Annotated in this window: 21 protein-coding genes; 10 read left to right on the top strand and 11 right to left on the bottom strand. The window is 52.4% G+C overall.

All coding sequences use genetic code 11. The features are described 5' to 3' along the window. Positions 1-47 precede the first annotated feature (47 nt). From ACYVBJ_RS19910 to ACYVBJ_RS19890, 5 genes are all read left to right on the top strand, one after another. Positions 48-2,606 (top strand): DUF7133 domain-containing protein, encoded by a 2,559-nt coding sequence (locus ACYVBJ_RS19910; RefSeq protein WP_460984060.1) that lies wholly within the window; start codon positions 48-50, stop codon positions 2,604-2,606. Positions 2,607-2,653: 47 nt separating this feature from the next. Continuing rightward, positions 2,654-3,712 (top strand): sugar phosphate isomerase/epimerase family protein, encoded by a 1,059-nt coding sequence (locus tag ACYVBJ_RS19905; RefSeq protein WP_460984059.1) that lies wholly within the window; start codon positions 2,654-2,656, stop codon positions 3,710-3,712. A gap of 93 nt (positions 3,713-3,805) precedes the next feature. Further along, positions 3,806-4,591, top strand: coding sequence for an SDR family NAD(P)-dependent oxidoreductase (locus tag ACYVBJ_RS19900; RefSeq protein ID WP_460984058.1), 786 nt, complete (start codon positions 3,806-3,808; stop codon positions 4,589-4,591). A gap of 52 nt (positions 4,592-4,643) precedes the next feature. Beyond that, the gene (locus ACYVBJ_RS19895) at positions 4,644-5,978 is read left to right on the top strand and encodes an MFS transporter (RefSeq protein ID WP_460984057.1); all 1,335 of its coding nucleotides are present in this window, start codon (positions 4,644-4,646) and stop codon (positions 5,976-5,978) included. A gap of 269 nt (positions 5,979-6,247) precedes the next feature. Beyond that, complete coding sequence (locus ACYVBJ_RS19890; RefSeq protein WP_460984056.1) at positions 6,248-6,799, top strand: RNA polymerase sigma factor; 552 nt, start codon at positions 6,248-6,250, stop codon at positions 6,797-6,799. 193 nt (positions 6,800-6,992) lie between these two features. Here ACYVBJ_RS19890 and ACYVBJ_RS19885 read toward each other — a convergent pair whose 3' ends face one another. From ACYVBJ_RS19885 to ACYVBJ_RS19875, 3 genes are all read right to left on the bottom strand, one after another. Next, a complete protein-coding gene (locus ACYVBJ_RS19885) occupies positions 6,993-7,757 on the bottom strand; it encodes a hypothetical protein (RefSeq protein WP_460984055.1) in 765 nt (254 codons plus the stop codon). Between the two features lie 318 nt (positions 7,758-8,075). Next, entirely contained in the window at positions 8,076-8,489 is a 414-nt protein-coding gene (locus tag ACYVBJ_RS19880; protein ID WP_460984054.1) for a hypothetical protein, read from the bottom strand. A 362-nt stretch (positions 8,490-8,851) separates the two neighbouring features. After that, the gene (locus ACYVBJ_RS19875) at positions 8,852-9,637 is read right to left on the bottom strand and encodes an NIPSNAP family protein (protein WP_460984053.1); all 786 of its coding nucleotides are present in this window, start codon (positions 9,635-9,637) and stop codon (positions 8,852-8,854) included. A 151-nt stretch (positions 9,638-9,788) separates the two neighbouring features. Between ACYVBJ_RS19875 and ACYVBJ_RS19870 the strand changes: the two genes are divergently transcribed. After that, entirely contained in the window at positions 9,789-10,751 is a 963-nt protein-coding gene (locus tag ACYVBJ_RS19870; protein WP_460984052.1) for an alpha-E domain-containing protein, read from the top strand. A 19-nt stretch (positions 10,752-10,770) separates the two neighbouring features. On the opposite strand, the gene ACYVBJ_RS19865 is transcribed toward ACYVBJ_RS19870, so the two are convergent. From ACYVBJ_RS19865 to ACYVBJ_RS19835, 7 genes are all read right to left on the bottom strand, one after another. Beyond that, the gene (locus ACYVBJ_RS19865) at positions 10,771-13,227 is read right to left on the bottom strand and encodes a PAS domain-containing sensor histidine kinase (protein WP_460984051.1); all 2,457 of its coding nucleotides are present in this window, start codon (positions 13,225-13,227) and stop codon (positions 10,771-10,773) included. Between the two features lie 12 nt (positions 13,228-13,239). After that, positions 13,240-13,641, bottom strand: a complete 402-nt coding sequence (locus tag ACYVBJ_RS19860) for a response regulator (protein WP_460984050.1) — start codon at positions 13,639-13,641, stop codon at positions 13,240-13,242. 262 nt (positions 13,642-13,903) lie between these two features. After that, entirely contained in the window at positions 13,904-14,662 is a 759-nt protein-coding gene (locus ACYVBJ_RS19855) for a hypothetical protein (protein ID WP_460984049.1), read from the bottom strand. Positions 14,663-14,757: 95 nt separating this feature from the next. Then, on the bottom strand, positions 14,758-16,773 hold the full coding sequence (gene glgB, locus ACYVBJ_RS19850) for a 1,4-alpha-glucan branching protein GlgB (protein WP_460984048.1): 2,016 nt from the start codon (positions 16,771-16,773) through the stop codon (positions 14,758-14,760). Positions 16,774-16,833: 60 nt separating this feature from the next. Continuing rightward, positions 16,834-17,667 (bottom strand): SDR family NAD(P)-dependent oxidoreductase, encoded by an 834-nt coding sequence (locus tag ACYVBJ_RS19845; protein WP_460984047.1) that lies wholly within the window; start codon positions 17,665-17,667, stop codon positions 16,834-16,836. 88 nt (positions 17,668-17,755) lie between these two features. Further along, positions 17,756-19,444 carry a putative maltokinase gene (locus tag ACYVBJ_RS19840; protein WP_460984046.1) on the bottom strand — a complete coding sequence of 563 codons (1,689 nt, stop codon included), beginning with the start codon at positions 19,442-19,444 and terminating at the stop codon, positions 17,756-17,758. A 202-nt stretch (positions 19,445-19,646) separates the two neighbouring features. Continuing rightward, positions 19,647-20,141 carry a T9SS type A sorting domain-containing protein gene (locus tag ACYVBJ_RS19835; protein ID WP_460984045.1) on the bottom strand — a complete coding sequence of 165 codons (495 nt, stop codon included), beginning with the start codon at positions 20,139-20,141 and terminating at the stop codon, positions 19,647-19,649. A gap of 121 nt (positions 20,142-20,262) precedes the next feature. Between ACYVBJ_RS19835 and pgeF the strand changes: the two genes are divergently transcribed. Both pgeF and ACYVBJ_RS19825 read left to right on the top strand, forming a co-directional pair. Next, positions 20,263-21,033, top strand: a complete 771-nt coding sequence (gene pgeF / locus ACYVBJ_RS19830) for a peptidoglycan editing factor PgeF (protein ID WP_460984044.1) — start codon at positions 20,263-20,265, stop codon at positions 21,031-21,033. Between the two features lie 65 nt (positions 21,034-21,098). Continuing rightward, on the top strand, positions 21,099-21,341 hold the full coding sequence (locus ACYVBJ_RS19825; RefSeq protein WP_460984043.1) for a GlsB/YeaQ/YmgE family stress response membrane protein: 243 nt from the start codon (positions 21,099-21,101) through the stop codon (positions 21,339-21,341). 86 nt (positions 21,342-21,427) lie between these two features. Here ACYVBJ_RS19825 and ACYVBJ_RS19820 read toward each other — a convergent pair whose 3' ends face one another. Further along, complete coding sequence (locus ACYVBJ_RS19820; protein ID WP_460984042.1) at positions 21,428-22,597, bottom strand: acyl-CoA dehydrogenase family protein; 1,170 nt, start codon at positions 22,595-22,597, stop codon at positions 21,428-21,430. Positions 22,598-22,955: 358 nt separating this feature from the next. Here ACYVBJ_RS19820 and ACYVBJ_RS19815 point away from each other — a divergent pair, with 358 nt between their 5' ends. Continuing rightward, positions 22,956-24,293, top strand: a complete 1,338-nt coding sequence (locus tag ACYVBJ_RS19815) for a UDP-glucose dehydrogenase family protein (protein ID WP_460984041.1) — start codon at positions 22,956-22,958, stop codon at positions 24,291-24,293. A 66-nt stretch (positions 24,294-24,359) separates the two neighbouring features. Beyond that, a complete protein-coding gene (locus tag ACYVBJ_RS19810) occupies positions 24,360-25,340 on the top strand; it encodes a UDP-glucuronic acid decarboxylase family protein (RefSeq protein ID WP_460976083.1) in 981 nt (326 codons plus the stop codon). Positions 25,341-25,348: the final 8 nt, after the last annotated feature.

The following is a 25,348-nucleotide window of genomic DNA, read 5'->3' as shown; positions in this document are numbered from 1 at the left end:
ATAAATCGTAAACATTCCGATACTAGCCTATAGCGAAACGACGTATCATGGTTAAGCCTGCTCAGTATACATATGTGCTCGGAGTTTGCCTTTTAGGCCTCCTGAGCTTTACGGCAAAGTTTGGAGAAACCCTGGACGATGGGCCGTCGCCCCCGCTCACCCCTGCTCAGGAATTAACTACGTTTCAACTGGAACCCGGCTTAAAAATACAACTGGTTGCGGCTGAGCCGATGGTTCAGGACCCCGTGGTCATTACGTTCGATGAAGACGGCCGGCTTTGGGTGGTTGAAATGCGAGGCTTTATGCCGACCATCGACGGAGAAGGCGAAAAGGAACGGGTGGGTCGCATTTCAATTCTGGAAGATAAGAACGGCGATGGCGTTATGGATGCCAGTACCGTATACCTCGATAGTTTAGTTATGCCGAGGGCGCTGGCTTTGATTCCGGGCGGAGCGCTGGTGGCTGAGAACGAAGCCCTCTGGCTGACCAAAGACCTGAACGGCGATCTGAAAGCCGATACGAAAGTCCTGATCGATCAGAAATACGCCGGAGGAGGACTACCCGAACACGCCGGCAATGGGCTGTGGCGGAGTATGGACAACTGGTACTACAACGCCAAGTCACGCCTGCGGTACCGCCTGACCGAAGCCGGAACATGGCAGCGCGATTCTACCGAGTTTCGGGGGCAGTGGGGCATTAGCCACGACGACAAAGGCCGGTTGTTTTATAATTACAACTGGTCGCAGCTACACGCCGACCTGGTTCCGCCGAATTATTTATCCCGCAATAAAAACCATACGCCAACGACCGGCATCGATTACGGCGTCACAACCGACCGGCGCATCTATCCGATACGTCCCAACCCGGCGGTTAACCGGGGTTACATTCCTGGTACGTTGGACAGCAAAGGCAGTTTACTGGAATTTACGGCGGCCTGCTCTCCGCTGGTCTATCGAGGTAAAGCCCTGCCTGCGGATTTTTACGGCAATGCCTTTGTGTGCGAACCCGCCGGTAATCTTGTGAAACGGAACGTAATAGATGAGCAGGGCGTGCTGATTACCGCCCGCGACCCGCATCCCGGCCGGGAGTTCCTGGCCTCAACCGATGAACGATTCCGGCCCGTAAACCTCGCCACCGGTCCGGATGGGGCGCTCTACGTAGCGGATATGTACCGGGGGCTGGTGCAGCACGGGGCCTACATTACGCCTTACCTGCGCGAGCAGACCCTGGCGCGTAAGCTGGTGCTGCCGGTAAACCGCGGCCGCATCTGGCGCATCGTGCCCGAAAACTGGCAGCCTTCTAGCCCTAAAAAATTAGCTAAACTCTCAACTCCGGAACTGGTCGGCTATTTGTCGAACCCCGACGGCTGGTACCGGGATATGGCCCAGCGGCTGCTGGTTGAACGGAACGATAAGAGCGTACAACAGACGCTTACGGACTTGGCTACGAAAGGCGATAATCCGTTGGGGAGGTTTCATGCCTTGTGGACGCTGGACGGTCTGAAATTGAGTCGGGCTGAGGTGCTGATGCCTTTACTTACGGATCAAAACGCCCTGGTTCGGACAACAGCCCTGCGTTTGCTCGAACCCATCGCCAGTCTCGATAAGCAGGTGCAGGCTAAAGTAGGAGAGATCTTACTGGCAAACTGGGAAAAAGCGCCCGTTGAGCAGATTTTGCAAATGGCGCTTTCGGCCCGGGCGCTGGCTCCGAAAGCCGCTCAGCCTTTACTAACAGGTATCGTGGAGCGGTATGGCGACATAGCACTGATCCGCGATGCCGCGCTGAGTAGTCTGCAAAATCAGGAATTTGCTTTTTTGCAGCACCTGTGGGCATCGCCGAAGTGGCAGGCGAACGACGCCAACAAAGAAATCTTTCTGGAAATGCTGAGTACGGCGGTGGTACGTAAGCGCAATCCAACCGAGATGACGGCCCTGCTGACGATGCTCGATGGCGACCGGAAATCATTCGGTTGGCGGCAGAACGCTCTGTTGAACGGCATCACAACCGGAACCGATCAAAAAGCTAAACCGATAAAACTAGCTGCGGCCCCCGCGATTATGACCCGCTCGTCGAACAAGATAGAGCCATCGAAACTGATGCCGTTGACTACGCTCTTCGAGTGGCCGGGTCATACGGCCAAAGCTAATGTCGCAGTGAAAAAAAATCAGTTGGGGCCCGACGATCAGAAGCTGTTTGCCCTGGGGCGGCAGCATTACCTCACGACCTGCGCGGGTTGTCATGGCACCGACGGGAACGGATTGAAGCGGTTTGCTCCGCCACTTAACGGCTCGGACTGGGTAACCGGCGACGAAAAACGACTGGCCCTCATTCTGTTGCATGGTATGGAAGGGCCAATCGACGTAGCAGGCAAGCATTACGATGCTCCGGATATATTGACGGTTATGCCCGCGCACTCCACCATGGACGACGCGGTTATTTCCTCGATTCTAATGTACATCCGCAACGCCTGGACTAACGATGCTGGTCCGATCAGCAAACGGTTGGTGGGTATGACCCGCGTTACGTCGCAGGGGCGGGTGATTCCCTGGACGGCCAAAGAATTAAATAAGCAGGTCGTAGAGGCAAAAGCAACCAGCGGAAAGTAACCGCTCAGTTTTGGTACGAACTAAACAAGACCCTAACCCTTACTCGAATGTACAGACGAGCGTTTTTGCAGAAGGCCTCTGTAGGTGTAGCCGCCCTTTCTTTTCCAGAATTTCCGGGGTTTTTTAAAGACGTACCTATGGGCATTGTCGTACACTCGTACGGTATGCGCTGGAACTCTAAAGTGGAAAGTAGTAAATATCCCGCTTTTGCCAATGCCATCGACCTCATTGACCATTGCCACCAGTTAGGTGCAGGGGGAGCGCAGGTGGTAGTCGGCAACTGGACGACTGATTTCGCCAAGAAAGTCCGCGACCGACGGGAAAAGCTCGGTCTGTACCTCGAAGGGTCAATCGGCGTGCCGAAAAATGCCGGGGATGTTGCCCGCTTCGAGCAGGAAGTGATTAACGCCAAAGAGGCCGGGGTGCAGATTCTGCGGACCGTTTGTTCCAGCGGTCGTCGCTACGAGACGTACCACTCGGCCGAAGAATTTCAGACGGTAAAGAAAAATGCCCTGGCGTCGCTTCAACTGGCCGAACCCGTTTTGCGGAAACACAAGGTCAAACTGGCCGTCGAAAATCATAAAGACTGGCGGGCGAAGGAACTAGCTGCTATGATGAAGCAACTCAACTCGGAGTGGATTGGCGTGACGCTGGATTTTGGCAACAGTATCGCCCTGCTCGAAAATCCGATGGAGGTGGTGCAGACCCTGGTGCCTTACGTAGTATCTACCCACGTGAAAGATATGGGTGTGGAGGAGTATGCCGATGGTTTTTTGCTGTCGGAGGTGCCCTTAGGTGAGGGAATCCTGGACCTGCCGAAGATGATTGCGCTCTGCAAACAGCATAATCCCAACGTGACCTTCAATCTGGAGATGATCACCCGCGACCCGCTGGAAATTCCGTGTCTGAAAGACGACTACTGGGCTACGTTTAGCGATGTACCGGGCAACGATCTCGCCCGGACATTGCAGATGGTTCGCCACCATAAGCCTGCAACCGCTTTACCCCGAATCGCTAAGCTGGGACCCGAAGATCGGCTGGCTGCCGAGGAGAAAAATATCGTTTCCTGCCTTACGTACAGCAAAGACCGATTAGCCCTCCGGTAAACACTGCCAGGGCAATTCAACACAAGCTCATTTACCGAAACTAAATCACGTAGCTACGGGGGCTACGTAGTGAACACTTTATTTAGTACCTGCATGACTACCGAAACCCTTCCGGGCATTGACCAATTTAATTTAAAAGGAAAAGCCGCCATTGTTACCGGCGGATCGAAAGGACTGGGCTATGCCATGGCCGCTGGCCTGGCCTCGGCCGGCGCGAACCTGATGCTGGTGAACCGCACCGCCGAAGAAGGGGCTAAAGCCGCCGAGCAGCTAAGCCAGCAGTATGGCATCAACGCCATTTCCTTCCCCGCCGATATTACGCAGCAGGACCAGACCGAAGCGATGGCTAAGGCAGCCATAGCGGCTTTCGGGCAGATCGACGTTCTCATCAACAGCGCGGGAATCAACATTCGGGGTGCTATTGATGAACTGACCGCCGACGAGTTCAACAAGGTGCTGACGGTGAACGTAAACGGTACGTGGCTGTGCTGCCGGGCCGTTACGCCTTATATGAAACAGAACGGCCGGGGGAGCATCATTAACCTGGCGAGCACGCTGGGCTTAGTGGGTTTAGCGAATCGGACACCCTACACCGCCAGCAAAGGAGCCGTGGTGCAGATGACCCGTGCGCTGGCGCTGGAACTGGCCCCGTTCAACATCAATGTCAATGCAATTTGTCCGGGCCCCTTTCTGACGGAGATGAATGCTCCCATTGCCGACACTGAAGAAGGCAAGAAGTTTGTCGTTGGTGCTACGGCTTTAGGCCGGTGGGGGTTGATGCGTGAGATTCAGGGCGCGGCTATCTTTCTGGCCAGTGAAGCCGGAAGTTACATGGTTGGCTCCATGCTCACTGTCGACGGGGGCTGGACGGCCCGCTAACTGTTCGGCTATATTCAGAAACCACCAGACGTATTACCTACCCTTTTTTAGTATGGAACAGACAACCGGGAAAACCAAACCCACTCGCGTCCGGTACGCAATGCTGGCGCTCGTCTTTGTAAACGTAGCCATCAACTACCTGGACCGGGCGAATATTTCGGTGGCTGCTACGGCACTGGGTAAAGACCTGGAACTGTCCACGGTTGAGTTGGGCTATATTTTCTCCGCGTTTGGCTGGGCCTATGCCGCCCTGCAAATTCCGGGCGGGCTGATTGCTGATCGGTTTGGCCCCCGGATTCTGTATGCGTTCTGTTTGGTAACCTGGTCGATTGCCACACTAGCTCAGGCTATTGCCAGTGGCTTTCTGAGTTTATTTGCGCTTCGGCTGGCCACCGGTACGTTCGAAGCGCCTTCATACCCCATTAATAATCGGGTCGTAACGAGTTGGTTTCCCGACAACGAGCGGGCGTCTGCCATTGCCATGTATGTGTCGGGGCAGTTTATCGGACTGGCGTTTCTGACGCCCGTGCTGGCTACAATTCAATACTACGCAGGCTGGAAAGGGTTATTTATCACGACTGGTCTGGTGGGTATCGTCTGGGGGCTGGTCTGGTACTTTTTCTACCGCGATCCGCTGGACCACGACGGGGTGAACCAGGCCGAGTTGGACTATATTGAAGAAGGCGGAGGACTAATTCGCGCCAGAGAGCAACAACCGGGTCAGGCTTCGGTATGGAGTTGGCATAACTTCAAGCAGGTGTTTTCGACCCGGACGTTATGGGGTGTTTACATCGGTCAGTTTTCGGTTAACGCTACGCTCTGGTTCTTCCTGACCTGGTTCCCGACGTACCTGGTTAAATACCGGGGGCTGGACTTCATTAAATCGGGTTATCTGGCGTCGGTGCCGTTTCTGGCTGCGTGTGCCGGTTTGCTCTTATCCGGATTTATCTCGGATCGGCTGGTTCAGCAGGGGCGGTCGGTGGGTATGGCCCGCAAGACGCCGATCATTATCGGGTTGCTGTTATCGGTGAGTATCATCGGTGCGAATTACAGCAACGATACCGCCCTGATCATTTTCTTTATGGCGCTGGCCTTTTTTGGCTCAGGGATGGCCCTGATCTCCTGGGTGTTCGTTTCCATCCTGTCGCCCCGCCATCTGATCGGTTTAACGGGGGGCGTCTTCAACTTCATGGGTAACCTGGCGTCCATCGTGGTTCCAATTGTTATTGGCTATCTGGCTAAAGACGGTGATTTTAAACCGGCGCTGGTGTTTATCGGGGCCCTGGGCCTGGTTGGCGCCTGCTCATACATATTCCTGGTTGGCAAGGTGGAACGAGCAACCGTTACCGGCGAAAAAGCCAATGCGCTGCTACCTTCTCGGGAATAAATTCAGGAGTTACTAAAAATTGTTGTGACTTAAATCTGTTGTATTCGGATGCGCTAAATATGTACCTAATCGGTTCATTATCAGCAAGTATTGCAATAAGCTCGTGAATGATAGAAACTATAAATCAAGGCGTAGCGAATAAAAGCATTACATTGATGACCACCGTTTAGTAAATATTTTGAATCTAAATTTACCTTTTTGAGTCTAAAGTAAATACAACTCAAAAGAGTTGTCGACTAACCTACCAAATCACGATTTTATTAACATCCATGGCCGCTACCCTGACCGACGAAGAATTGATTCGTCAATACCTGTCGGAGGACCCCAGTCAATGTTTTGAGACCCTGTATAATCGCTACGTAACTAAGGTATACAGACGTTGTTTGTCCATGACGCAGGACTCGGCACTCGCTGAGGACTTTACGCATGACATCTTTATCAAGGTATTCAGCAAACTCGGCAACTTCAAAGAGCGTTCAACCTTTTCTACCTGGTTACACGCTATATCATCCAACTATTGTTTAGATCAACTCCGGGTTGCCAAACGGCGGAATACGGTTGCGTTCGACGCCGACGATGACCACGATCTGGCCGATTCGGACGACGCTCTGATGCAGCAGGAAACCTTACATCTGCTTAATCAGGCCATGTCGAAACTATCGATGGAAGAAAAGGCAATGCTTCAACTGAAATATGAGAAGGGGATGAGCATTGATGCCATTGCGGAGCAGTATAATATTAACCCCAGCGCCGTAAAAATGAGACTCAAGCGAAGCCGGGATAAGGTTTATCGAATGTGTGAGCAGCAGTTGGCCAGCTAAGCCGGGCCACTAAGTGCCTTGTAAACAACTTCGCAACGTGTCGCTGAATAGGTTCGGCGCAGCCGCTCAACGGCTGTGGTCAAACATACCAGGGCCCGATCAGCACGTGCTGATCGGGCCCTGTTGTAAGCCAGCGTAAATATGTAACGCGATTATTATTCTGGTGACGTTAAACTTGTTAGCTCTGCGCTGTTCAGTTGTCGGGGCTAAACTGGTAGGTAAGTTTTGGACTGCTAAGGTCGTTCATCTGGATGTAGCCAGCCCCCCTGACTGTTGATAAATCGATGTCGATGCGACTGTCCAAAATACCGGTTTGGGTTAGCGTCTGTTCTATTTCTTTCCCATCAGCCAGGTTAATTTGAATCGCTCTGCCACTAACCTCGCCACGACCTGACCCACCCGCACCAAATGTATGGGTCACATTGATAGGGGTTTTGTATACCATGTACGTAATAATGGTGGCCTTGCCTTGGGCTATATGCGCAACTGGATAACCTTTATTGAGAGTAGTCCAGGTTGTTGTTCTGGTATTGCCCCGAATGGAAGATGATGTTTGTAGAATCTGTCCTGTCCTGAGTCGGTACGTTAAGCTGATCGATAACCACAACGTCTCGTCGTCGAATACGAGCGGAATATCTAATCGTGCGGAGGTAATATCTCGATCGTCGAAAATGGCTGGATCACAGGGATCGTCCCAGGGACTAGAGCCGCAGTCTCCCAGTGGTGATTTTGCCCCAGGATCTGGCTTCGGAACTAGCTGATGATACGTCATCAGCAGATTCGTTTGTGATTGATTTTTGCTGAGGGCGGCCATTGCTCGTAGGTAAGGCCAGATCACGATCCGTTTCGGTACGCTTTTACGTTCAGATTGCGGTAAGGCTTCGTTGGGACATCCGACAAAAGCCAGCGTAACGAACAGTATTACTGGATAAAGAAGGAAGGTTTTTTGATAGCGCATTTTCCTTTATCAGGCCGTTTTACGACACGTACTTGTCGATTCCGGATACAGTCGTCAGATACAGCAATTACCTGTATCTCTTGTCGCGAAGTAGCCGACGTTACGTGTCATTACGCCCTTTAGCCCGTCAGTTAAACGTATCGCATCTGGTATATTCGAACTGTTTGATTCGCTTGACATCATAATTTATACAGAAAACGCGCATGCAGTCCGATTGGCGGTAAACGGACTGCATGCGCGTTTCAAATAGGATAAACAGAAACGTGTTTACCGTTCTGACGTGACGAACTGCATGAGCAGGCTGGGGTTGGAACGGCTTTACATGGAGGATTCTACGGTTATCGACCGGCTCTTATCGACGGGTTTTGGGGTAGCAATCTTTATCTCCCGCACCATCGTGTCCAGTCCGTTCGATACCGTTAACAGGTAATCGCCATCGCTCAGATCCGTTAAATCTAATGCTAAACGAATTTTAGTTTCTACTGGATTTACGATTCGCTCAAAGAGCACGTTGCCACTCCGGTCGTTTAAATGGATGTATACTTGTCCGCCTAGTTGCTTATCGACGTTTACGTTAAGCTTCGTGTTGTTTGTCGATAAATAAGCCGACATCTGGTAACGGGCAAGCCGGGTCGGATGAGGGTTGCGTACGTAGCCCTGGTAGTCGGGAGTTGCTGCGGTTGCCGAGCTAAGACTAAGGGCAATAAGCAGGAGGCCAAAAAACGTATTCATCGGACTTGGGTTTTGAGGAGGTTAGCGATTGCATCTGAAACGAAATGGATGCCTCAAAGACAAGTGTCCGACTTACTCTATACGTTCATTGGGTTGAAGGGTCGTATCACTCCACGAATGGTAGTTGTTAGACTACCACGCAACGTGCTTAGCTAAAGAGCTTTAGCGATGCCGCACTGCGTTTCAGCTGCTTTTATTGGGGATGGGCGACTGTTGGCAGGAGCCTGATCCTGAACGGCGACAACGTCGTGCCGAAGAGTGATCTTAGCTGCCCCATTAATGCAAAACGCAGAAAGACGCTGACTCAGCGTCTTTCTGCGTTTTTGACGTAACAAGCAAGTAATGATCGTGGCTGTTGCCGGTTACTTCATTGGTGAGTAATCGGTTGGTTTCATGTAAACCGATTCCACTTTTGTGGTCAGCGGGCCATTCTTTTCGGACTCTTCTTTCGCCTTTACCCACTTCGGATCTTTGCGGAACTCGTCGAAATGCTGTTTGCCTTCGGCTTCGCTCGGGTGGGCCAGAATGTACACCAGTTTGGGTTGTGCCGCCGGATCTTTTTCCTGGGTGATCCAATAGCCGATGTTCGTCATGCCATGCTTACTGAACAGCTTTCGGGTATGGTCGCGGAACCGGGTGAGCAGATCATTCAGTTTGCCGGGAGCAGCCGTATAGGTACGTAATTCAAACGTCCGTTCGGGCGATTGCTGGTTGACTTTAATGGCGGGCGACAGATCTGACTCGGTCATGAAAATCTGATCGACGTGATCGACCAGCTTGCCGTTGGCTTCCGTTTTGGCGACCACGGCTTTCCATTCCGGATCGCTGCCAAACGCTTTCCATGACGCATCGCGGGCTTCGCGACTGGGATACGCCAGAATATAGATAAGTTCTTTGCGGGTCGTATCGGTCGGAGTCCAGTAACCGATGTTTTCCATACCGTGTTTTTCGAAAATCTTTAGGGTATACTGCCGGAAACGATCGACAATCTCGGCGTACTTACCCGGCGTGGGGTAATAGATCCGTACTTCGTAGAACTTAGAACTTGCCGTAGGTTCGCTGGAAACAGGTTTAACCGGCGTTGGGTTTGCAAAGGCAAGCGCACTGAAGAGTAAACCGAACGTAAGAACTAGATACCGTTTAGACATAGTTGAATTATAAAAAAGACAGGTTGGTAAATTACTCTTTTTAAGATGAATCATAGCTAAAAACGCCGGACAAGTCATTCCCTACTTGTAAAACACGAGCGAAGTCCTATTTTTGTTAGTCACCCACGGCTTTACTCTAAACTAGTACCTTATGCTGAGTCGCGTTGCCAACTCTGTTTACTGGATGCACCGCTATATCGAACGGGCCGAAAATTACGCTCGTTTTATGAGTGTCAATTTTAATCTGGCGCTCGACTTGCCCCCCAACGTCGATCAGCAGTGGGAGCCGTTGCTGATTGCTACGGCCGATAACTACTTGTTTTATCGGTATTACGGCGAGCCCACCCGCGAGAACGTGATTCAATTTATGACGTTCGATAAGCGCAACCCGAACTCGATTGTTTCCTGCCTGAGCAATGCCCGCGAGAACGCCCGCACCATTCGGGAGGCTATCTCGAAAGAGATGTGGGAGCACCTCAATCAGTTTTATTTGATGGTCCGCGATACGTCGCCCAAGCAGCCGTGGGGCGAAAGCCAGACCCAGAATTTCTTTACCGAAATTCGGAATGGTACGCAGCTTTTTTACGGAATCATCGATGCAACCATCACCCGCAACGATGCCTGGCATTTTGGTCGACTGGGGCGGTTTCTGGAACGGGCCGATAAAACGTCCCGCTTCCTGGACGTGAAATACTTTACTCTGCTGCCCGAAGTGGATTCGGTTGGGTCGACGCTCGATCTGATGATCTGGTCGGCGGTATTGAAGTCGGTCAGTGCCTACAATATGCACCGCCAGCAGTACCGGATGCTGACGCCGTCGAGCATTGTCGAGTTTCTGATTCTGGATAAGATGTTTCCCCGCGCGGTAGCCCACTGCATCCGGCAGGCTGAGTTATCGCTCTACGAAGTTTCTGGCAACAACATCACGCACGGATTCGGCAATGGTGCCGAGCGGACGTTATCAAAGCTGCGGGCCGAGTTAGAGTTTACCGAAACCGCTGATATTTTTAAAGCTGGCCTGCACCAGTATCTCGATAACTTCCAGACACGGGCCAATGAAGTAGGGGCGGCAATCTTTCAGACCTATTTCGATTTGAAACCGGTTGAAGCGTAGGCAGAAGAAATTGGGTTGACTAAGGCTGGGTCGTGGGCAGATATACCGTAAACGTAGCGCCCTGCCCAACGATGCTGTGTGCCGTAATGACTCCATTGTGATTGTCGACGATGCGCTTACAAAGGGCCAGGCCGATACCGGTGCCGCTGTAGGTTTTGCTGTTGCCAAGCCGCTGAAACAGAGTAAATATACGATCAGCGTATTGCTGGTCGAACCCAATGCCATTGTCCTGCACAGCGATCCATACGTACGATAGGGCTGGGTTCAGGTTCGGCTGCTGGCTAATCTGGTCCGCGGTCGCTGGGCCGGTCGAAATACTAATCTGGGCCCCGGTATTGCTGAACTTAAGCGAGTTGCCAATGAGGTTGGTCAGCAGTTGATTAAGCTGCAGCGGAATGCCCAGTACCGTCGGTAGCCTGTCGAACTGGATATGGGCCTCTTTCTGGTCAATCAATAACTCAAAATCTGTCAGGACACTTTCCAGGATGCCGTTCAGGTCGATTTGTCTAAACTGATCGTCGGTTTTAGACAGGCGTGAATAGTTAAGCACCGCTTTGATCAGTGCTGACATTCGCTGGGCCGACTTTGTAATCTTATCGAGATACAAATCGGTCAACTCCTCACTCTGCTGACTCTCCTGTAGAAGTGAAGCAAAGCTCTGAATTTTACGTAATGGCTCCTGCAGGTCGTGACTGGCGATGTAGGCAAACTGTTCAAGCTCGTTGTTCGTGCGCAGCAGCGCCTGGTTCGCTGTTTTCAGTTCTTTTGTTCGCTCTTCGACCTGCCGCTCCAGCTTTAGCTGGGTTACTTGCTCCGGGGTAATATCCAACGAAACACCAACCATCTTTAACGGATTGCCGCTTTCGTCATACGTACTACGCCCCGAAGCGCGTACCCAGTGGAGCGAGCCATCGGGCCAGGTGACGCGGTATTCGCAGCTATAGACGCCATTCGTCTCTATCGACTCCTGAACCACCGTTTCGACCCGTTTCCGGTCTTCGGGCACGATTACGCTCAGCAAATCAGGAAAATCGAACCGAGCGTCAGCTGGCAGGCCAAAATTAGCCTTGCATTGCGGGTTGCACGTCATCCGGCCCGTTGCCCAGTCCAGCTCGTATGATCCTAAACGCGCTGCGTCCAGGGCCATCTCAAGCCGCTGGTTCGCTTTCTGTAACTTGGCTTCACTCTCGATCAGCTCCTGACGGGAGGCTAGCTCCGGTCGTAAATCACGTAACGTAGCGCCCTGCCCGATAGACTGCCCGTTCATGGGGTCAGTAATGGCAACGTAATTGGCGTGACAGGGAATAAGTTCGCCAGTCTGAAGGTGACGTAGATCGACAAGCTGCGGCAGCCGATCGTGGCCGGTAGGTCCTAACAGGTCATTCAGATGCGGAAGCTGGTCCGCAGAAGTAACCGTGAAATCCTGGATGCGGAGATTGTCCAGGGGCTGATCCGCCAGGCCTGATAACGCTCGCCCGGCCTGGTTCAGGTACGTCAGCCGCCCCTCCGTATCCGATACTGCAATGTAGTCGGCGCTGTTCTCAACCAGCGACAAAAGTTTCTGCTGTTCGTGCTGGGCCTGTACTTCTTCGGTTATATCCTGGGCAATACCCGAAAACCGGGTTCTGACGCCCTGTTCATCCAGTAAATACGTGCCATGTACTTTCAGCCAGCGAATTGTACCATCGTCCCAGACAAGGCGTGCCTTATAGCTTAACCGACCCGTTCGAGCAGCCTCCCGGTACGCTTTCTCCCGAATGGATAGATCATCGGGGTGGACGTACGTAAGCAACTGAGCGCGCGTTAAGTTTACAGTCTCACGACCCGTAAAAAGCCGCGCCAGGGTAGGCGAGTGGGTCAGGTTGTTGTCGGTTAAATCAATAACGAAGCTTCCGACATCAGCTCCTTCGAGGGCAAGCTGGGCAATGTATCCAGCCCGCTGTATTGGTTCATGGGGCGCTTCCCGACGGCCGGACGCCTTAACTTTTTCGGTGGTTTCAACGATGGTTATGAGCACACCCGCTGATTTTCCGGTTTCGCCAACGACTGGGCTATAGCTGAAAGTCCAGTTCAGCTCATTCCGCTCACCGTGCAGATACACCGTAACCCGCTGATCGCTTTGGCAAACTGCTTCACCGGTAGTCAACACCGCATCGAGCAACGAGTTATCCGGTTGCCAGATATCAGGTGAATGAGGGCCGATGGGTTGCCCAGGAGCCGCTATATGGACCACATCTGAACCGAGACGAAGCTGGTAGGCATCGTTAAAGAAACAAAACTGATCTGACCCCCAGCATAACGCCATGGGTAGCGGACAATTTAGCACGAGATTCAGGGTAGTGCACAAGGGCTGCGGCCAGTGCTCAACGGGCCCCAGCGGATGCGTCGACCAGTCATACGAACGGATGCGTTCGCCCATTTCGCCACCTCCACTCGGGAAAGCAGACGATATCTTAGCGTACCGATTCGTTTCCATGATAAACAGGCCTTAGCTGCTTGGGGAATCCAGCAGCAATTGAATCAACTGATCCGTCAGCGTCGATACCAGAACCGGCTTTGTGATGAACCCACTGGCACCAAGTTGCCGGGTTTCCTGAACGTCTCTGATTTCGGAAGACGTCGAGTAAATAATAATGGGGGTGTATTGTAAGCGGTTGATTTTTTTGAGTTCCCGCAGACATTGCTTTCCATTCATCCCCGGCATATTCAGGTCCAGAAAGATGTAACTGGGTACGAATGTCTCATCCTGTTGAAGCCTCCGGATCGCGTCGTTGCCATCGTCTGCAAAAGCGCAGGAAATAGACGAACTCACCCGCTTCAACGCCAGCGCGAAGATTTCCTGATCGTCCTCGTCATCGTCGATCAGAAAGCAGGTGATAGGGGAGTTCATAAATAAAATCTTGTCAGAGTTGAGAATGTCCGTAAGATACCAGAAATCGCCGGTTCATGCTACTTATTAGGGAACGTTTTGTCTTTTATAAAGACGAGTAGCCTGAATTAGAATTTGAATAGGCAAACTTATTTTTTGCCAATCGGCAAATCGGCAAAGCTGACAAGTCTTACACCAGATGGCAATAGCAAATTTAATTCTGTCCTGTAACGATGCTACGTATACGAAGTCAGGACTGGTCAGATAGAACTGTCAGCCGCAATCAGTAAAAGATAGGCAACGTAATAGCCAGGTAAGCCAGGCCAGCCCGGTTACGGAACCGATTATTATCGGCCACTACGTCCCGGTTGCTCATCGTTGTTTCGGTAGTTAGCCACTGATAGCCACCTTTAATGGCAAAGCGCTGACTAATGCGAACGCGGGCATAGACCTCAGTGGATAAGGTACCAATGTCATTGTCGCCTAGCAGCCGCGCGTTCAGGGTGCTGGGACGGGCCTTTTGAAAAACGTCCTCACCCCGAAAAGGTCGCGTCGCTGCTGAGTCGACCTGAAAGGCACCCGTTGAAGAGCGGTATCGGCCAGTGCGTGATTTACCAAGCGTTAACCCCAGCACATCGGCGCTGGCCCCGATCTCGACTATGCCCAGATTAAGCTGCGCCCGAACGCCCACATTGAACGAAGTCATGGTCACGTAATCGTACCGTACCGTATCAATATTATTTTCGATCAGGGGAGCCGATAAGGCATTGAACCCGGTTTTGCCGCGCGTGAGCCGCGCAGGTGCGGTGTAGTAGTTGATGTTATCGCCGTAGAAAGCGCCCAGGCGGGCGGTCCAGCCAACAGAAAACAGCTTGCGTTCGCCAATGTTCAGCAGTTGGTAGTACGCAATGGAGGGGTTGTAATTATTTGTAGAATAGCCCATCCCCAGGTCAAATCCACTGCTTAGTCGGGCGGCTACCGGTGATTGAGCAAAGGTATATGCAGAAAAGAAAGTCAATAACGTAATGAGTACGTACTTCATGCAAGCGAATCAGGTTATTCAGGCTGGCAAAGATAGTGAAGGAAGTGCAGTAGACGAACACCTGGCTCATCTACTGCACCTGATCCAGTTACGGATTAGCTCTTCTTCAAGACAATAGCCGCCAGTGGCGGTATGGTAATGCGGATTGACTGTGACTTACCGTGCCACTTCTCGTTTTCGCTTTGCACAGGGGCTGGATTGCCTGTTCCGCTGCCGTAAAACTCGGCCGCATCGCTGTTGAAAACCTCCCGATACGTTCCGGCCGAGGGAACGCCAATGCGGTAGTTCGGCCGGGGAACAGGCGTCATGTTCAAGACAATCAACAGGTCCTCGTCCGGATTATTGCCTTTACGGGCGTAGGTAAGCACGCTGTTTTCGCGGTCGGTAGTGTCGATCCATTCAAAGCCATCGGCCGAGAAGTTGCGTTCGTACAGGGCGGGCTCGGTTCGATAAAGCGTATTGAGCGCTTTTACGCAGGCCGCCATGCCTTTATGCGGAGCGAAGTCGAGCAGGTGCCAGTCCAGGCTGGCGTCAAATTTCCACTCGGACGTTTGCCCGAACTCCCCGCCCATGAACAAGAGCTTAGTGCCGGAGTGGGTAAACATATAGGAAAACAGCAGACGAAGGTTGGCGAAACGCTGCCACTCATCGCCCGGCATTTTACCGATCAGCGAATGTTTGCCATACACCACTTCATCGTGCGACAGAGGCAGCATGAAGTTTTCGGTGAAGGCGTAGACGGTGCTGAAGGTTAGCTCATCCTGGTGGTATTTGCGGAACGCCGGATCATTTTTGAAGTAGCGGAGCGTATCATTCATCCAGCCCATCATCCACTTCATGCCGAAGCCAAGACCGCCCGTATATACCGGCCGCGATACGCCCGGAAACGCGGTCGATTCTTCAGCAATGGTTTGCACATCGGGGTACTCCTTGTAAATGGCCTGATTGAGTTCTTTAAAGAGCGTAATAACCTCCAGATTCTCGCGGCCCCCAAACATGTTGGGCTCCCACTCCCCGGCATTGCGGGAATAATCGAGGTAAAGCATAGACGCGACCGCGTCGACGCGTAAGCCATCGGCATGACAGCGGTCGAGCCAGAACAAGGCATTACTCAGTAAGAAGGAACGTACCTCGGGCCGGGTGTAGTTAAAAATATAGCTTTTCCAGTCCGGGTGATACCCTTTTCGCGAATCGGGGTGTTCGTACAGGTGAGACCCATCGAATTCGTATAAACCGTGCACATCGCCCGGAAAATGGGAAGGCACCCAGTCGAGCAGAACGCCGATACCCGCCTGGTGAAGCCGCTCGATCAGCCGCATGAAATCCTGCGGGGTGCCGAAACGACTGCTGGGGGCGTAATAGCCCGTAATCTGATACCCCCAGGAAGGCGCATACGGGTATTGCATGACCGGCATGAACTCGACGTGGGTGAAGCCCATATCCTGCACGTACGGGACCAGTGCATCGGCAATTTCGCCGTAGCTCAGTTCCCGCTCGGGGTTGCTCGGGTCGCGTCGCCAGGAAGCCATGTGCACCTCATAGACGGAAACGGGGGCGTCGAGCGCATTTTTGGCATGGCGGCCGGCCATCCATTCCTGATCCTGCCACTCGTAATACGTATCCCATACCACCGAGGCCGTAAGGGGTGGAACTTCCCAGCGGTGCGCGTAAGGGTCGCCTTTTTCCAGTTCGCGGCCACTTTCGTGCACAATGAAATACTTATAGACTTCGCCCCGGCCCGTATGCGGAATAAACGTTTCCCAGATGCCCGACGAATCCCAGCGAACGTTCATGGGGTGGCTGCCTTTGTTCCAGCCGTTGAAGTTGCCGATCACCGATACGTAGCGGGCCGATGGTGCCCATACGGCGAAGTACGTACCCGTTACGCCATTGTGCTCAACAACGTGGGAGCCGAATTTTTCGTAGAGTTTATAATGCGTCCCGCTCCGGAACAGGTGTACATCAAAGTCAGTAAAGCGGGAATAAGCATCCAACTGAACTGCCGAAGCGGTTTCGGTGGGTGCCTGCTGAGGGACTATGGACTGTACCAACTGTTCAGTAGTCGACGAATCAGGGCCAGTCGGTGGTGTCGTAGGTTTGCGTTTTGCCATTGGTTAAGACGGAGTAGCTACGTTGTTGAACGCGATCAATGCCGGAAAGTTAGAAAAAACTTACCCTTGCGTGCTAAACGCTTTTTCAATTTGCCCCCGCATCATCGTTACGTACCGAGTCGGAAATAAGCGGGTCACCCGATCGATTAACCGGGCATCAGCCCCGATCAGTACGCGGGCTTTGCGCTGGCGAACCCCAGTCCAGATTTGACGGGCGGCTTCTTCGGGAGTGGTTCGGGCGGCTTTCTCGAAGCTGACGGCTGCCTGTTTGTGCATCGATTCAGTTACCGATGCACCCCGGCCAACGCGGGCATTCGTGGCGATATTTGTTCTGATACCGCCCGGATGAACGCACGTAACGCCAACGCCGGTCCCGAGCAGTTCCATACGTAACGTATCCGTAAAGCCCCGAACGCCGAACTTCGCCGTGCAGTAGGCCGACTGGTGCATGACTCCGGCCAGTCCGAACACACTCGATACGTTGACAATGTGTCCCTGTTTCTGATCGAGCATATACGGCAAAAAGGCTTTTGCCATGCGGATAACGCCCCAGAGGTTGATGTTGAGTAACCACTCGAAGTCGGTCAGGTCAGTCGTGCTGAACGTACCGCTGCCGAGGGCAACGCCTGCGTTGTTAACCAGAATCAGCCGCTGGCCCTGCAATGTAGTGAGCGTATGGAGAGCGAACTGGTCGATAGCCGCTGCGTCGGCAACGTCGAGGTGAGCGGTGGTTACGTCGCCAGTTGATAACTGTCTGGTCTGGGCCAGACCGGATTCGCTGATGTCCGTTGCCACGACACGGGCACCTTGTTCGGCGGCCTGAATAGTGAGCTGACGGCCAATGCCTGAGCCTGCGCCGGTGATAATTACGGTGGTGTTTTCAAACGAATGCATAGAAGGGTAGAGGCAAGGTAGGTTCAGGAAATCATCGCGCCGGGCAACGGTTTACACCCGGTGGGATGGTAATAAGGATAGTTCGGGTTTATTCCGGTTTCGCCTGAAGCAGATTGGTCTGCAGCATCGGAACGCCGGGTTTCACGTCGCCATCGCTCAGTCGTATCTTTTCAATATCCCGAACCACGTCAATAATTCCCTTCAGCGGAATTTTCACCCACGAGGGCCGGTAACTTATTTCGTAGCCCAGTTCATAGACCGCTTTTTCGAGCAGGTAGATCTGGAGCAGGAAGTTGACCTCGTTGTTGTTTTTGAACAGCGGATGCGGAGCGCCGAACGTGTCCATATATGCATTCAGGAACGTATCGCGGATAAGGTAAAACCACCGGTCCGATACGCGCTGCAAATGTTCGGGATCTAAACCTTCGGTTTCGGCTGAGTTGAACAACTTGGCCGAAACGGCGTAGTGGTACGACCGGATCATGCCCGCTACGTCTTTGAGGGGCGAGTGCTTGATTTTCCGGTCGGTGATGCTGCTTTCCGGCTCACCCTCAAAGTCTATGATCACAAAATCGCTGCCGGTAGCCAGCACCTGGCCGAGGTGATAATCGCCGTGGATACGAATCCGTTGTGATTCGAGCGGCCGAGAGCGAAAATCGTCGATGAACGTATCAATAATCTCCTTGGCCTCCATGAACACCCACGCCAGCCGCTGCGCCTGAGGGTCGAGTTTGGTATAGTTGTCGATCAGGAGCGTGTATCGGCGTTCCAGCAAGTCTTCCAGCCGCTTGATCAAAAACTCGCGGTAATCATCCGAGAAAGGTTCGGGCGCGAAGGCGGGTTCGGTCGGGGCTCCTTCGCGGCTGGGTTTGTAGAGTGCGCAGTGCATTTCGCCGGTACGTTTTCCCAACAGTTCGACCTTATCGAACACGTCTTCGCGAATGGCGAACAGGCGATTTGGAACAGCGTATAAAAAATCGTTCAGGTAATCGCCGGTCTGCGCCCAGGAATCTTTATCGTTCGGCACCATACGCTGAACCATGCCCAGTGTTACGGTCGAGCGGCTTCCTGCCTGATCGTCGGTCTGCTCCCAGATGATACTGCCTCCAAAGGCCGGAATATGGTCGAAATTGCCGACATCCGTCAAAAAGGCGACCATGTCTACTTCGGGGTTGGTTTCCTGAAACAGCTTTCGATACAGTTTCATGAAATATTTGCCGCCGAAGGTCATGGCTGAGTTACTCGAATCGACCGGCAGCACCTGAGAAGGCAAGTTCTCGTCTCCTTCGTCGAGGCCTTTACCCCGTTGAAAGGTCAGTTGGCCATTCGATTGAGGATAGCTTTGGTTCTGGTAGATCGACGTGAACAGCGCCTGCCGAAACCGGTCGTCGTAAATCGCATCGATGAGCACGCCGGGCTGGCCGCCCAGGATGACCTCACCGATACGTCCCTTGTCGGGGATGTCGGCCAACTGAAAAGGCAGCGTATGGGCAATGTGATCGGCGATGAACGAAAGCGGCAGGAGATAGTTTTCAGGAACGCCATCCGCGTAGGTCGCTTCCAGAATCAGCAGATACGTCACATCCCCATCGGCGAGGGGAACCGTGTGCACCGTGCGAATAACAAAGCCGGTTTGCTGCCGGGCCTTCCCCGCAAACCAGCGACATGTATTGACATAGGTCGGCAGTAAGGTTTCGGCTAAAGACGACCAGAACGTTGTATCGTGAGCCAGCTCAGGCCAGTTGGTCTGAGCCGTTAAAGTGTTTACTGAGGTCATAGCGTAGTGGGTAGTACATCAGTTAAGAAGACGTAACGCGTGTTTATCAGACTGAATGTTTGAATTCCTTCAACCTATAACAAATGCCACCGCGTGATGTTACCGACAACTTAGCCAAACGTAACACTGGACCGATCAGCCCAGCAATAAAAAAGCCGGACCGATCAATCGGTCCGGCAGATACAATACGTGCTTCATAAAATTACGGGTTTGAAGGTGTAGTCATGGCGATGGTGCGTTCGGGCGTACTTGGTTTTTTGGTCGCGATTGTAACCGATTGGCGGGTGGTTTCAACCCCGTTCGAGATTTCGACGTAGTATACACCATCTTCCAGTTCATCCAGGTTCAGGCGGCTGCGGTACATACTTTCGTTTTTGCTCAGGTGTTTGCTGAATAAAACTTTGCCCTCGGCATTTTTCAGGCTAATATCGACGGTACCGCCCTTTTGTTTGTCCAGCGCAATGTTCAGTTTGCCCGTATTTGAGGTGTAGATACCGGTTTTGTAACTGGCAGCCGCTGTTGGACGAATGATGGGATTAGGCGTGTTGAAAGCATTGGCAGACGTAACGACACCGATAGAAAGGGCAACGAACAGGGATTTGATGTAGGTTTTCATGGCTTTTGATTTTTGGTTGTCTTCGTCGGGTGTGTCCCGATTGGTGAAACAAAGATGCAGGCTAAACTTGGTACTGTGCATTACAAAGTACTTGAACGGTTGAACGTCTGGATGAGTGGCAGGAAACTGATGCGACTGAGCGAATGGTTTATTGGAAAACGCCTGTTTTCGGTGCAGATTTGTTTATTATTCTCGACTCAGTATGGTATCAACTTCCGCCGATTTATCTCCTTTGTTTCGTTCTCCGGCCGTTTTTCGCCAGTTTGACCAACTGATTGCCGCCGAAAGCACCCGGCATGGTGGCGTAAGTCCGGCTCCGTTTGCGTCGCTGAATCTGGGTATCAACACAAACGATGATCCAGCACACGTAGACGAGAACCGACGCCGATTCTTGGGCGCTATCGGTGCTGAGGGTGCTCTGTTTGCGTCAGCGCATCAGGTGCACGGCGCAGACGTATTATACACTACCGAGCCAGGTCGTTACCAGGGCTACGATGCACTCATAACCGACAGGCCGGGTTTGCTGGTGGGCATAACCGTTGCCGACTGTGTACCAATCCTGATTTATGATTCGGTCAATGGAGCCGTTGGGGCTGTTCATGCGGGCTGGCGCGGAACGGTTGGTGGCATTGTGACCAGAACTCTCGAAGCGATGCAGCAGCAGTTTGGTACGTTGGCGGAGTCGTGCTTTGCGTATGTCGGGACTTGCATCGACGAAGCTTCATTTGAGATCGGCCCCGAAGTAGCTGAGCAGTTCAGGCCAGCTTTCAAACGTGTTGACCCGTTCACGCAGAAAACGTGCGCCAACCTGAAAGCCGCTAATGCCAGCTTGTTAACGGATTTCGGTATTCCGTCCGCGCAAATTGCCATATCGGCTTATTCAACCGTCCTGAACAACCAGGACTATTTTTCCTACCGGGCTGAACAAGGCCAAACCGGACGTATGTTGGCCGTGATCGGAATAAAACCTTAAACAAAATGTAGAGTTGAGTCGTTATATACCTGTTTTTCAAACATTCAACTCAACGTTATACGATCATGGGAATCTTAGTTTCAATTCTGGTAGGTGCAGTCGCCGGCTGGCTGGCTGACCTTGTGTTCAAACGGTTTTCATTCTCCTTATTCGCCGAAATTCTGCTTGGTATCGCCGGTGGTTTTGTTGGTGGCTGGATCTTTGGCCGCGATGGTGGTGTCTTCGATCAAATCCTGACTTCATTTGTCGGGGCCGTTATTATTCTGGGTATTGCCGCTCTGATCAAAGGCTCACGCCGGACGGTATAAGACGATTAGCAGCAAAACATGAAGGGCAGTCAGGTAAATTACCTGACTGCCCTTCATGTTTTGCTGCCTGTTACGTTCGTAAGGAACTACTTCAGCAGCTGCCGCGAAATCACGACTTTCTGGATTTCGCTGGTCCCTTCGCCGATTGTGCACAGCTTAGCATCCCGGTAATACTTTTCGGCGGGAAAATCTTTCGTATAACCATAACCACCAAAAATCTGGACGGCTTCATTCGCCACGCGAACGGCGGTTTCGGAAGCAAACAGTTTGGCCATGGCCGATTCTTTTGTAACCGTTTTTCCTTCATCTTTCAGGTCTGCGGCCTGATACGTCAACAGCTTAGCCGCTTCAATGTCTGTAGCCATGTCGGCCAGCTTAAAGCTGATCGCCTGAAATTTCGCAATGGACTGACCGAATTGCTCGCGTTCTTTGGCATAAGCAATGGCGGCATCATAAGCTCCATAAGCAATACCCAAACTGAGCGCAGCAATCGAAATACGTCCTCCATCGAGCACTTTCAGCGATTGAACAAACCCTTCGCCTACCTCGCCCAGGCGCTGGCTGTCCGGAATGCGGCAGTCCTGAAAAAGCATTTCGGCCGTCTCCGACGCCCGCATTCCCAGTTTATCTTCTTTACGACCACCCGAAAAGCCCGGCGTACCCCGTTCAACCACAAACGCAGTGGCATTACGGGACGTATTGGGCTCACCCGTTCGGGCGATGACCACTGCTACGTTGCCGCTTATGCCGTGGGTAATGAAGTTTTTGGCTCCGTTCAAAAGCCAGTCATCCCCGTCGCGAACGGCGGTTGTGCGCATATTGCCCGCGTCGGAACCGGTATTCGGTTCGGTAAGACCCCAGGCCCCAATCCATTCGCCACTCGCCAGGCGGGGGAGATATGCCTGTTTCTGGGCTTCGTTCCCGAACAATAAAATATGGTTTGTGCACAGCGAATTGTGAGCGGCCATCGACAGACCGACCGCTCCGTCGACACGGGAGAGTTCAACAATGGCTGATACGTATTCGCGGTAACCTAAACCGGCCCCGCCATAATTGAGCGGCACGAGCATACCCATCAGACCCTGCTCGCCCAACTGCCGGAACAGATCTGCGGGAAAATGCTGCTCCTCGTCCCACTGTCTCCGGTTCGGGCGAATGAGTCGATCGCTCAGATCACGTACGGACTGGACAATAAGCTCCCCAACGGCAGCCCGCTCAGAAGCACTTACTTGGTTTTCTACAATTTCACTGACCATAGTTTCCGTTGTTCACCGGAGTGATTTATTGATGAAGTTGTTTAGATAAGGGTTGCATACAATATCTTCTTATCTAACCACAATTGAGCCAAAATAGATACTGAATAAGTTAAATTCGTTGCTAAAAAAGTAACGCATCCGTAATGCACACGCTTATAAGCTGGTAATTTCCGATAGAACGCGTACGAGGTGGTGAGCAAGATTTTATTTTCCGGCGGCAGCGCTGGACATAGCCGCTAAGTCAGTATTGTCGGGCTTAACCGCCGTGTTATTAAAAAACTCCTATTTTTGTACTGTGTGACCGGCTGTTTAAGACGCCGTCAATACGTGTAGAACGCAACTTTATACTGTTCAATTTATGAAATTAGCTGTTGTTGGAACCGGATACGTGGGTCTTGTTACAGGTACGTGCTTTGCCGAAACCGGCAACCAGGTTACGTGCGTTGACATTGACGAACGGAAAGTTGAAAAACTGAATAACGGAATTGTTCCCATTTATGAGCCGGGTCTTGAAACGCTGTTTCATCGGAACGTAGAGGAAGGTCGACTGTCATTTACAACGAGCCTCGAAGAAGGCATTAAAGGCGCGGAAGTAATCTTCCTGGCGTTGCCCACTCCTCCGGGTGAGGATGGCTCCGCTGATCTGAAATATATTCTGAAAGTAGCCAGCGACTTAGGACCAATTCTGAGTCAGTACGCGGTCATTGTCGATAAGAGCACGGTGCCGGTCGGTACGGCCGAAAAGGTGCACGCGCACATTGCCGATAACGCAACCATTGATTTCGACGTGGTTTCGAATCCCGAATTTCTGCGGGAAGGGGTGGCGGTTGAAGATTTCATGAAGCCCGACCGCGTGGTGATTGGAACCCGGTCGGAGCGGGCCAAGGCCGTGATGAACCGACTCTATGCCCCATTGGTGCGTCAGGGTAATCCGGTTATTTTCATGGACGAACGTTCCGCCGAGATGACCAAATACGCGGCCAACGCATTCCTGGCTACGAAAATTACGTTCATGAACGAAATCGCGAACCTGTGCGAACGGGCTGGCGCGAACGTAGACGACATTCGCCGGGGACTGGGTACCGACAGCCGGATTGGAAAACGCTTCCTGTTTGCCGGTATTGGCTACGGCGGCAGCTGCTTCCCTAAAGATGTTCAGGCACTGGCCAAAACGGCTGAAGATTATGATTACGATTTTAAAGTGCTGAAGTCGGTAATGGCCGTCAACTACCAGCAGAAGACGAAACTCATGCCGCTCATTCTGGACCACTTTGGGGGCGATCTGCGTGGCAAAACCATCGCGATCTGGGGGCTGGCCTTCAAGCCTTATACCGACGATATCCGCGAAGCCCCCGCCCTCGATAACATCCGGGCGTTGCTCGATGCTGGTGCCAAGGTGACCGTCTATGACCCTGAGGCAATGGAAAATGTGCGGAACCTGATCGGCAATGCTGTTGTGTACGCGCATACGCAGTACGCGGCCCTCGATGACGCTGATGCGCTGGTAATCATTACCGAATGGCCGCTGTTCCGCACGCCGGACTTCGATAAAATGAATCTGCTGCTGAAAAATAAAGTCATTTTCGACGGACGCAACGTATACGAACTCGACACCATGCGTGAGCAGGGCTATACGTACTACAGCATTGGTCGCGAGGCCGTTCTGGCACCCGTTGAGCAATCCGTCACTAAATAATGTATAATGACGAGTAGCAGCCGCTGCTCGTATCCATTGTATAGTGTTCATTATACCGTTTAACCCATGAAAAGAGTTTTAATAACCGGTGGTGCCGGTTTTCTGGGATCGCATCTGTGCGACAGATTCATTAAAGAAGGGTATCATGTTATTGCGATGGATAACCTGATTACGGGCGACATTCGCAATATCGAGCACTTGTTTCACCTGCCGAATTTCGAGTTTTACCACCACGACGTTTCGAAATTTATCCACGTACCGGGTGAGCTTGATTATATCCTGCACTTTGCTTCGCCCGCCAGCCCGATCGATTACCTGAAGATTCCGATCCAGACCCTCAAAGTTGGGTCGCTGGGTATTCACAACTGCCTGGGACTGGCGCGGGTGAAGAACGCCCGTGTATTGATCGCGTCTACGTCGGAGGTATACGGCGACCCGACCGTTCACCCGCAGAATGAGGAATACTGGGGGAACGTAAACCCGGTGGGCCCGCGTGGTGTATACGACGAAGCCAAACGGTTTCAGGAAGCGATGACCATGGCGTATCACACGTATCATGGCCTGGAAACGCGGATCGTACGGATATTTAATACGTATGGCCCCCGCATGCGCCTGAACGATGGCCGGGTGCTGCCCGCCTTTATTGGCCAGGCACTGCGGGGCGAAGATTTAACCGTGTTCGGTGACGGTAGCCAGACGCGCTCGTTCTGTTACGTCGATGATCTGGTTGAGGGGATCTATCGCCTGTTGCTGAGCGACCATCCATATCCGGTCAACATCGGCAATCCGTCCGAGATCACCATCAAAGAATTTGGCGAGGAAATCATCAAGCTGACGGGCACGTCGCAGAAGCTGATCTTCAAAGAGTTACCAAAAGATGATCCGAAGCAACGGCAGCCCGACATTACGAAGGCCAGAGCCATTCTAGGCTGGGAGCCGAAAGTGTCGCGGGCTGAAGGACTGCGCGTTACGTATGAATATTTTAAGAGTTTGCCCGACGAAGAGCTTTACCGGGCTGCTTATCACCGCGAATTCGTAAAGCAGTGATAAGCAGA

Source organism: Spirosoma fluminis, assembly GCF_054778895.1.
This window is presented reverse-complemented; position numbering and strand designations above follow the sequence as displayed.

Excerpts from the sequence above, each read along its gene's own strand:
- ACYVBJ_RS19885 (WP_460984055.1), bottom strand. The coding sequence starts at position 7,757 with ATGCGCTATCAAAAAACCTTCCTTCTTTATCCAGTAATACTGTTCGTT.
- ACYVBJ_RS19900 (WP_460984058.1), top strand. The coding sequence starts at position 3,806 with ATGACTACCGAAACCCTTCCGGGCATTGACCAATTTAATTTAAAAGGA.
- ACYVBJ_RS19825 (WP_460984043.1), top strand. The coding sequence starts at position 21,099 with ATGGGAATCTTAGTTTCAATTCTGGTAGGTGCAGTCGCCGGCTGGCTG.
- ACYVBJ_RS19845 (WP_460984047.1), bottom strand. The coding sequence starts at position 17,667 with ATGCATTCGTTTGAAAACACCACCGTAATTATCACCGGCGCAGGCTCA.
- ACYVBJ_RS19810 (WP_460976083.1), top strand. The coding sequence starts at position 24,360 with ATGAAAAGAGTTTTAATAACCGGTGGTGCCGGTTTTCTGGGATCGCAT.
- ACYVBJ_RS19910 (WP_460984060.1), top strand. The coding sequence starts at position 48 with ATGGTTAAGCCTGCTCAGTATACATATGTGCTCGGAGTTTGCCTTTTA.
- ACYVBJ_RS19895 (WP_460984057.1), top strand. The coding sequence starts at position 4,644 with ATGGAACAGACAACCGGGAAAACCAAACCCACTCGCGTCCGGTACGCA.
- ACYVBJ_RS19905 (WP_460984059.1), top strand. The coding sequence starts at position 2,654 with ATGTACAGACGAGCGTTTTTGCAGAAGGCCTCTGTAGGTGTAGCCGCC.
- ACYVBJ_RS19815 (WP_460984041.1), top strand. The coding sequence starts at position 22,956 with ATGAAATTAGCTGTTGTTGGAACCGGATACGTGGGTCTTGTTACAGGT.
- ACYVBJ_RS19860 (WP_460984050.1), bottom strand. The coding sequence starts at position 13,641 with ATGAACTCCCCTATCACCTGCTTTCTGATCGACGATGACGAGGACGAT.
- ACYVBJ_RS19875 (WP_460984053.1), bottom strand. The coding sequence starts at position 9,637 with ATGTCTAAACGGTATCTAGTTCTTACGTTCGGTTTACTCTTCAGTGCG.
- ACYVBJ_RS19855 (WP_460984049.1), bottom strand. The coding sequence starts at position 14,662 with ATGAAGTACGTACTCATTACGTTATTGACTTTCTTTTCTGCATATACC.
- ACYVBJ_RS19820 (WP_460984042.1), bottom strand. The coding sequence starts at position 22,597 with ATGGTCAGTGAAATTGTAGAAAACCAAGTAAGTGCTTCTGAGCGGGCT.
- ACYVBJ_RS19870 (WP_460984052.1), top strand. The coding sequence starts at position 9,789 with ATGCTGAGTCGCGTTGCCAACTCTGTTTACTGGATGCACCGCTATATC.
- pgeF (WP_460984044.1), top strand. The coding sequence starts at position 20,263 with ATGGTATCAACTTCCGCCGATTTATCTCCTTTGTTTCGTTCTCCGGCC.
- ACYVBJ_RS19890 (WP_460984056.1), top strand. The coding sequence starts at position 6,248 with ATGGCCGCTACCCTGACCGACGAAGAATTGATTCGTCAATACCTGTCG.
- glgB (WP_460984048.1), bottom strand. The coding sequence starts at position 16,773 with ATGGCAAAACGCAAACCTACGACACCACCGACTGGCCCTGATTCGTCG.
- ACYVBJ_RS19840 (WP_460984046.1), bottom strand. The coding sequence starts at position 19,444 with ATGACCTCAGTAAACACTTTAACGGCTCAGACCAACTGGCCTGAGCTG.
- ACYVBJ_RS19880 (WP_460984054.1), bottom strand. The coding sequence starts at position 8,489 with ATGAATACGTTTTTTGGCCTCCTGCTTATTGCCCTTAGTCTTAGCTCG.
- ACYVBJ_RS19835 (WP_460984045.1), bottom strand. The coding sequence starts at position 20,141 with ATGCACAGTACCAAGTTTAGCCTGCATCTTTGTTTCACCAATCGGGAC.
- ACYVBJ_RS19865 (WP_460984051.1), bottom strand. The coding sequence starts at position 13,227 with ATGGAAACGAATCGGTACGCTAAGATATCGTCTGCTTTCCCGAGTGGA.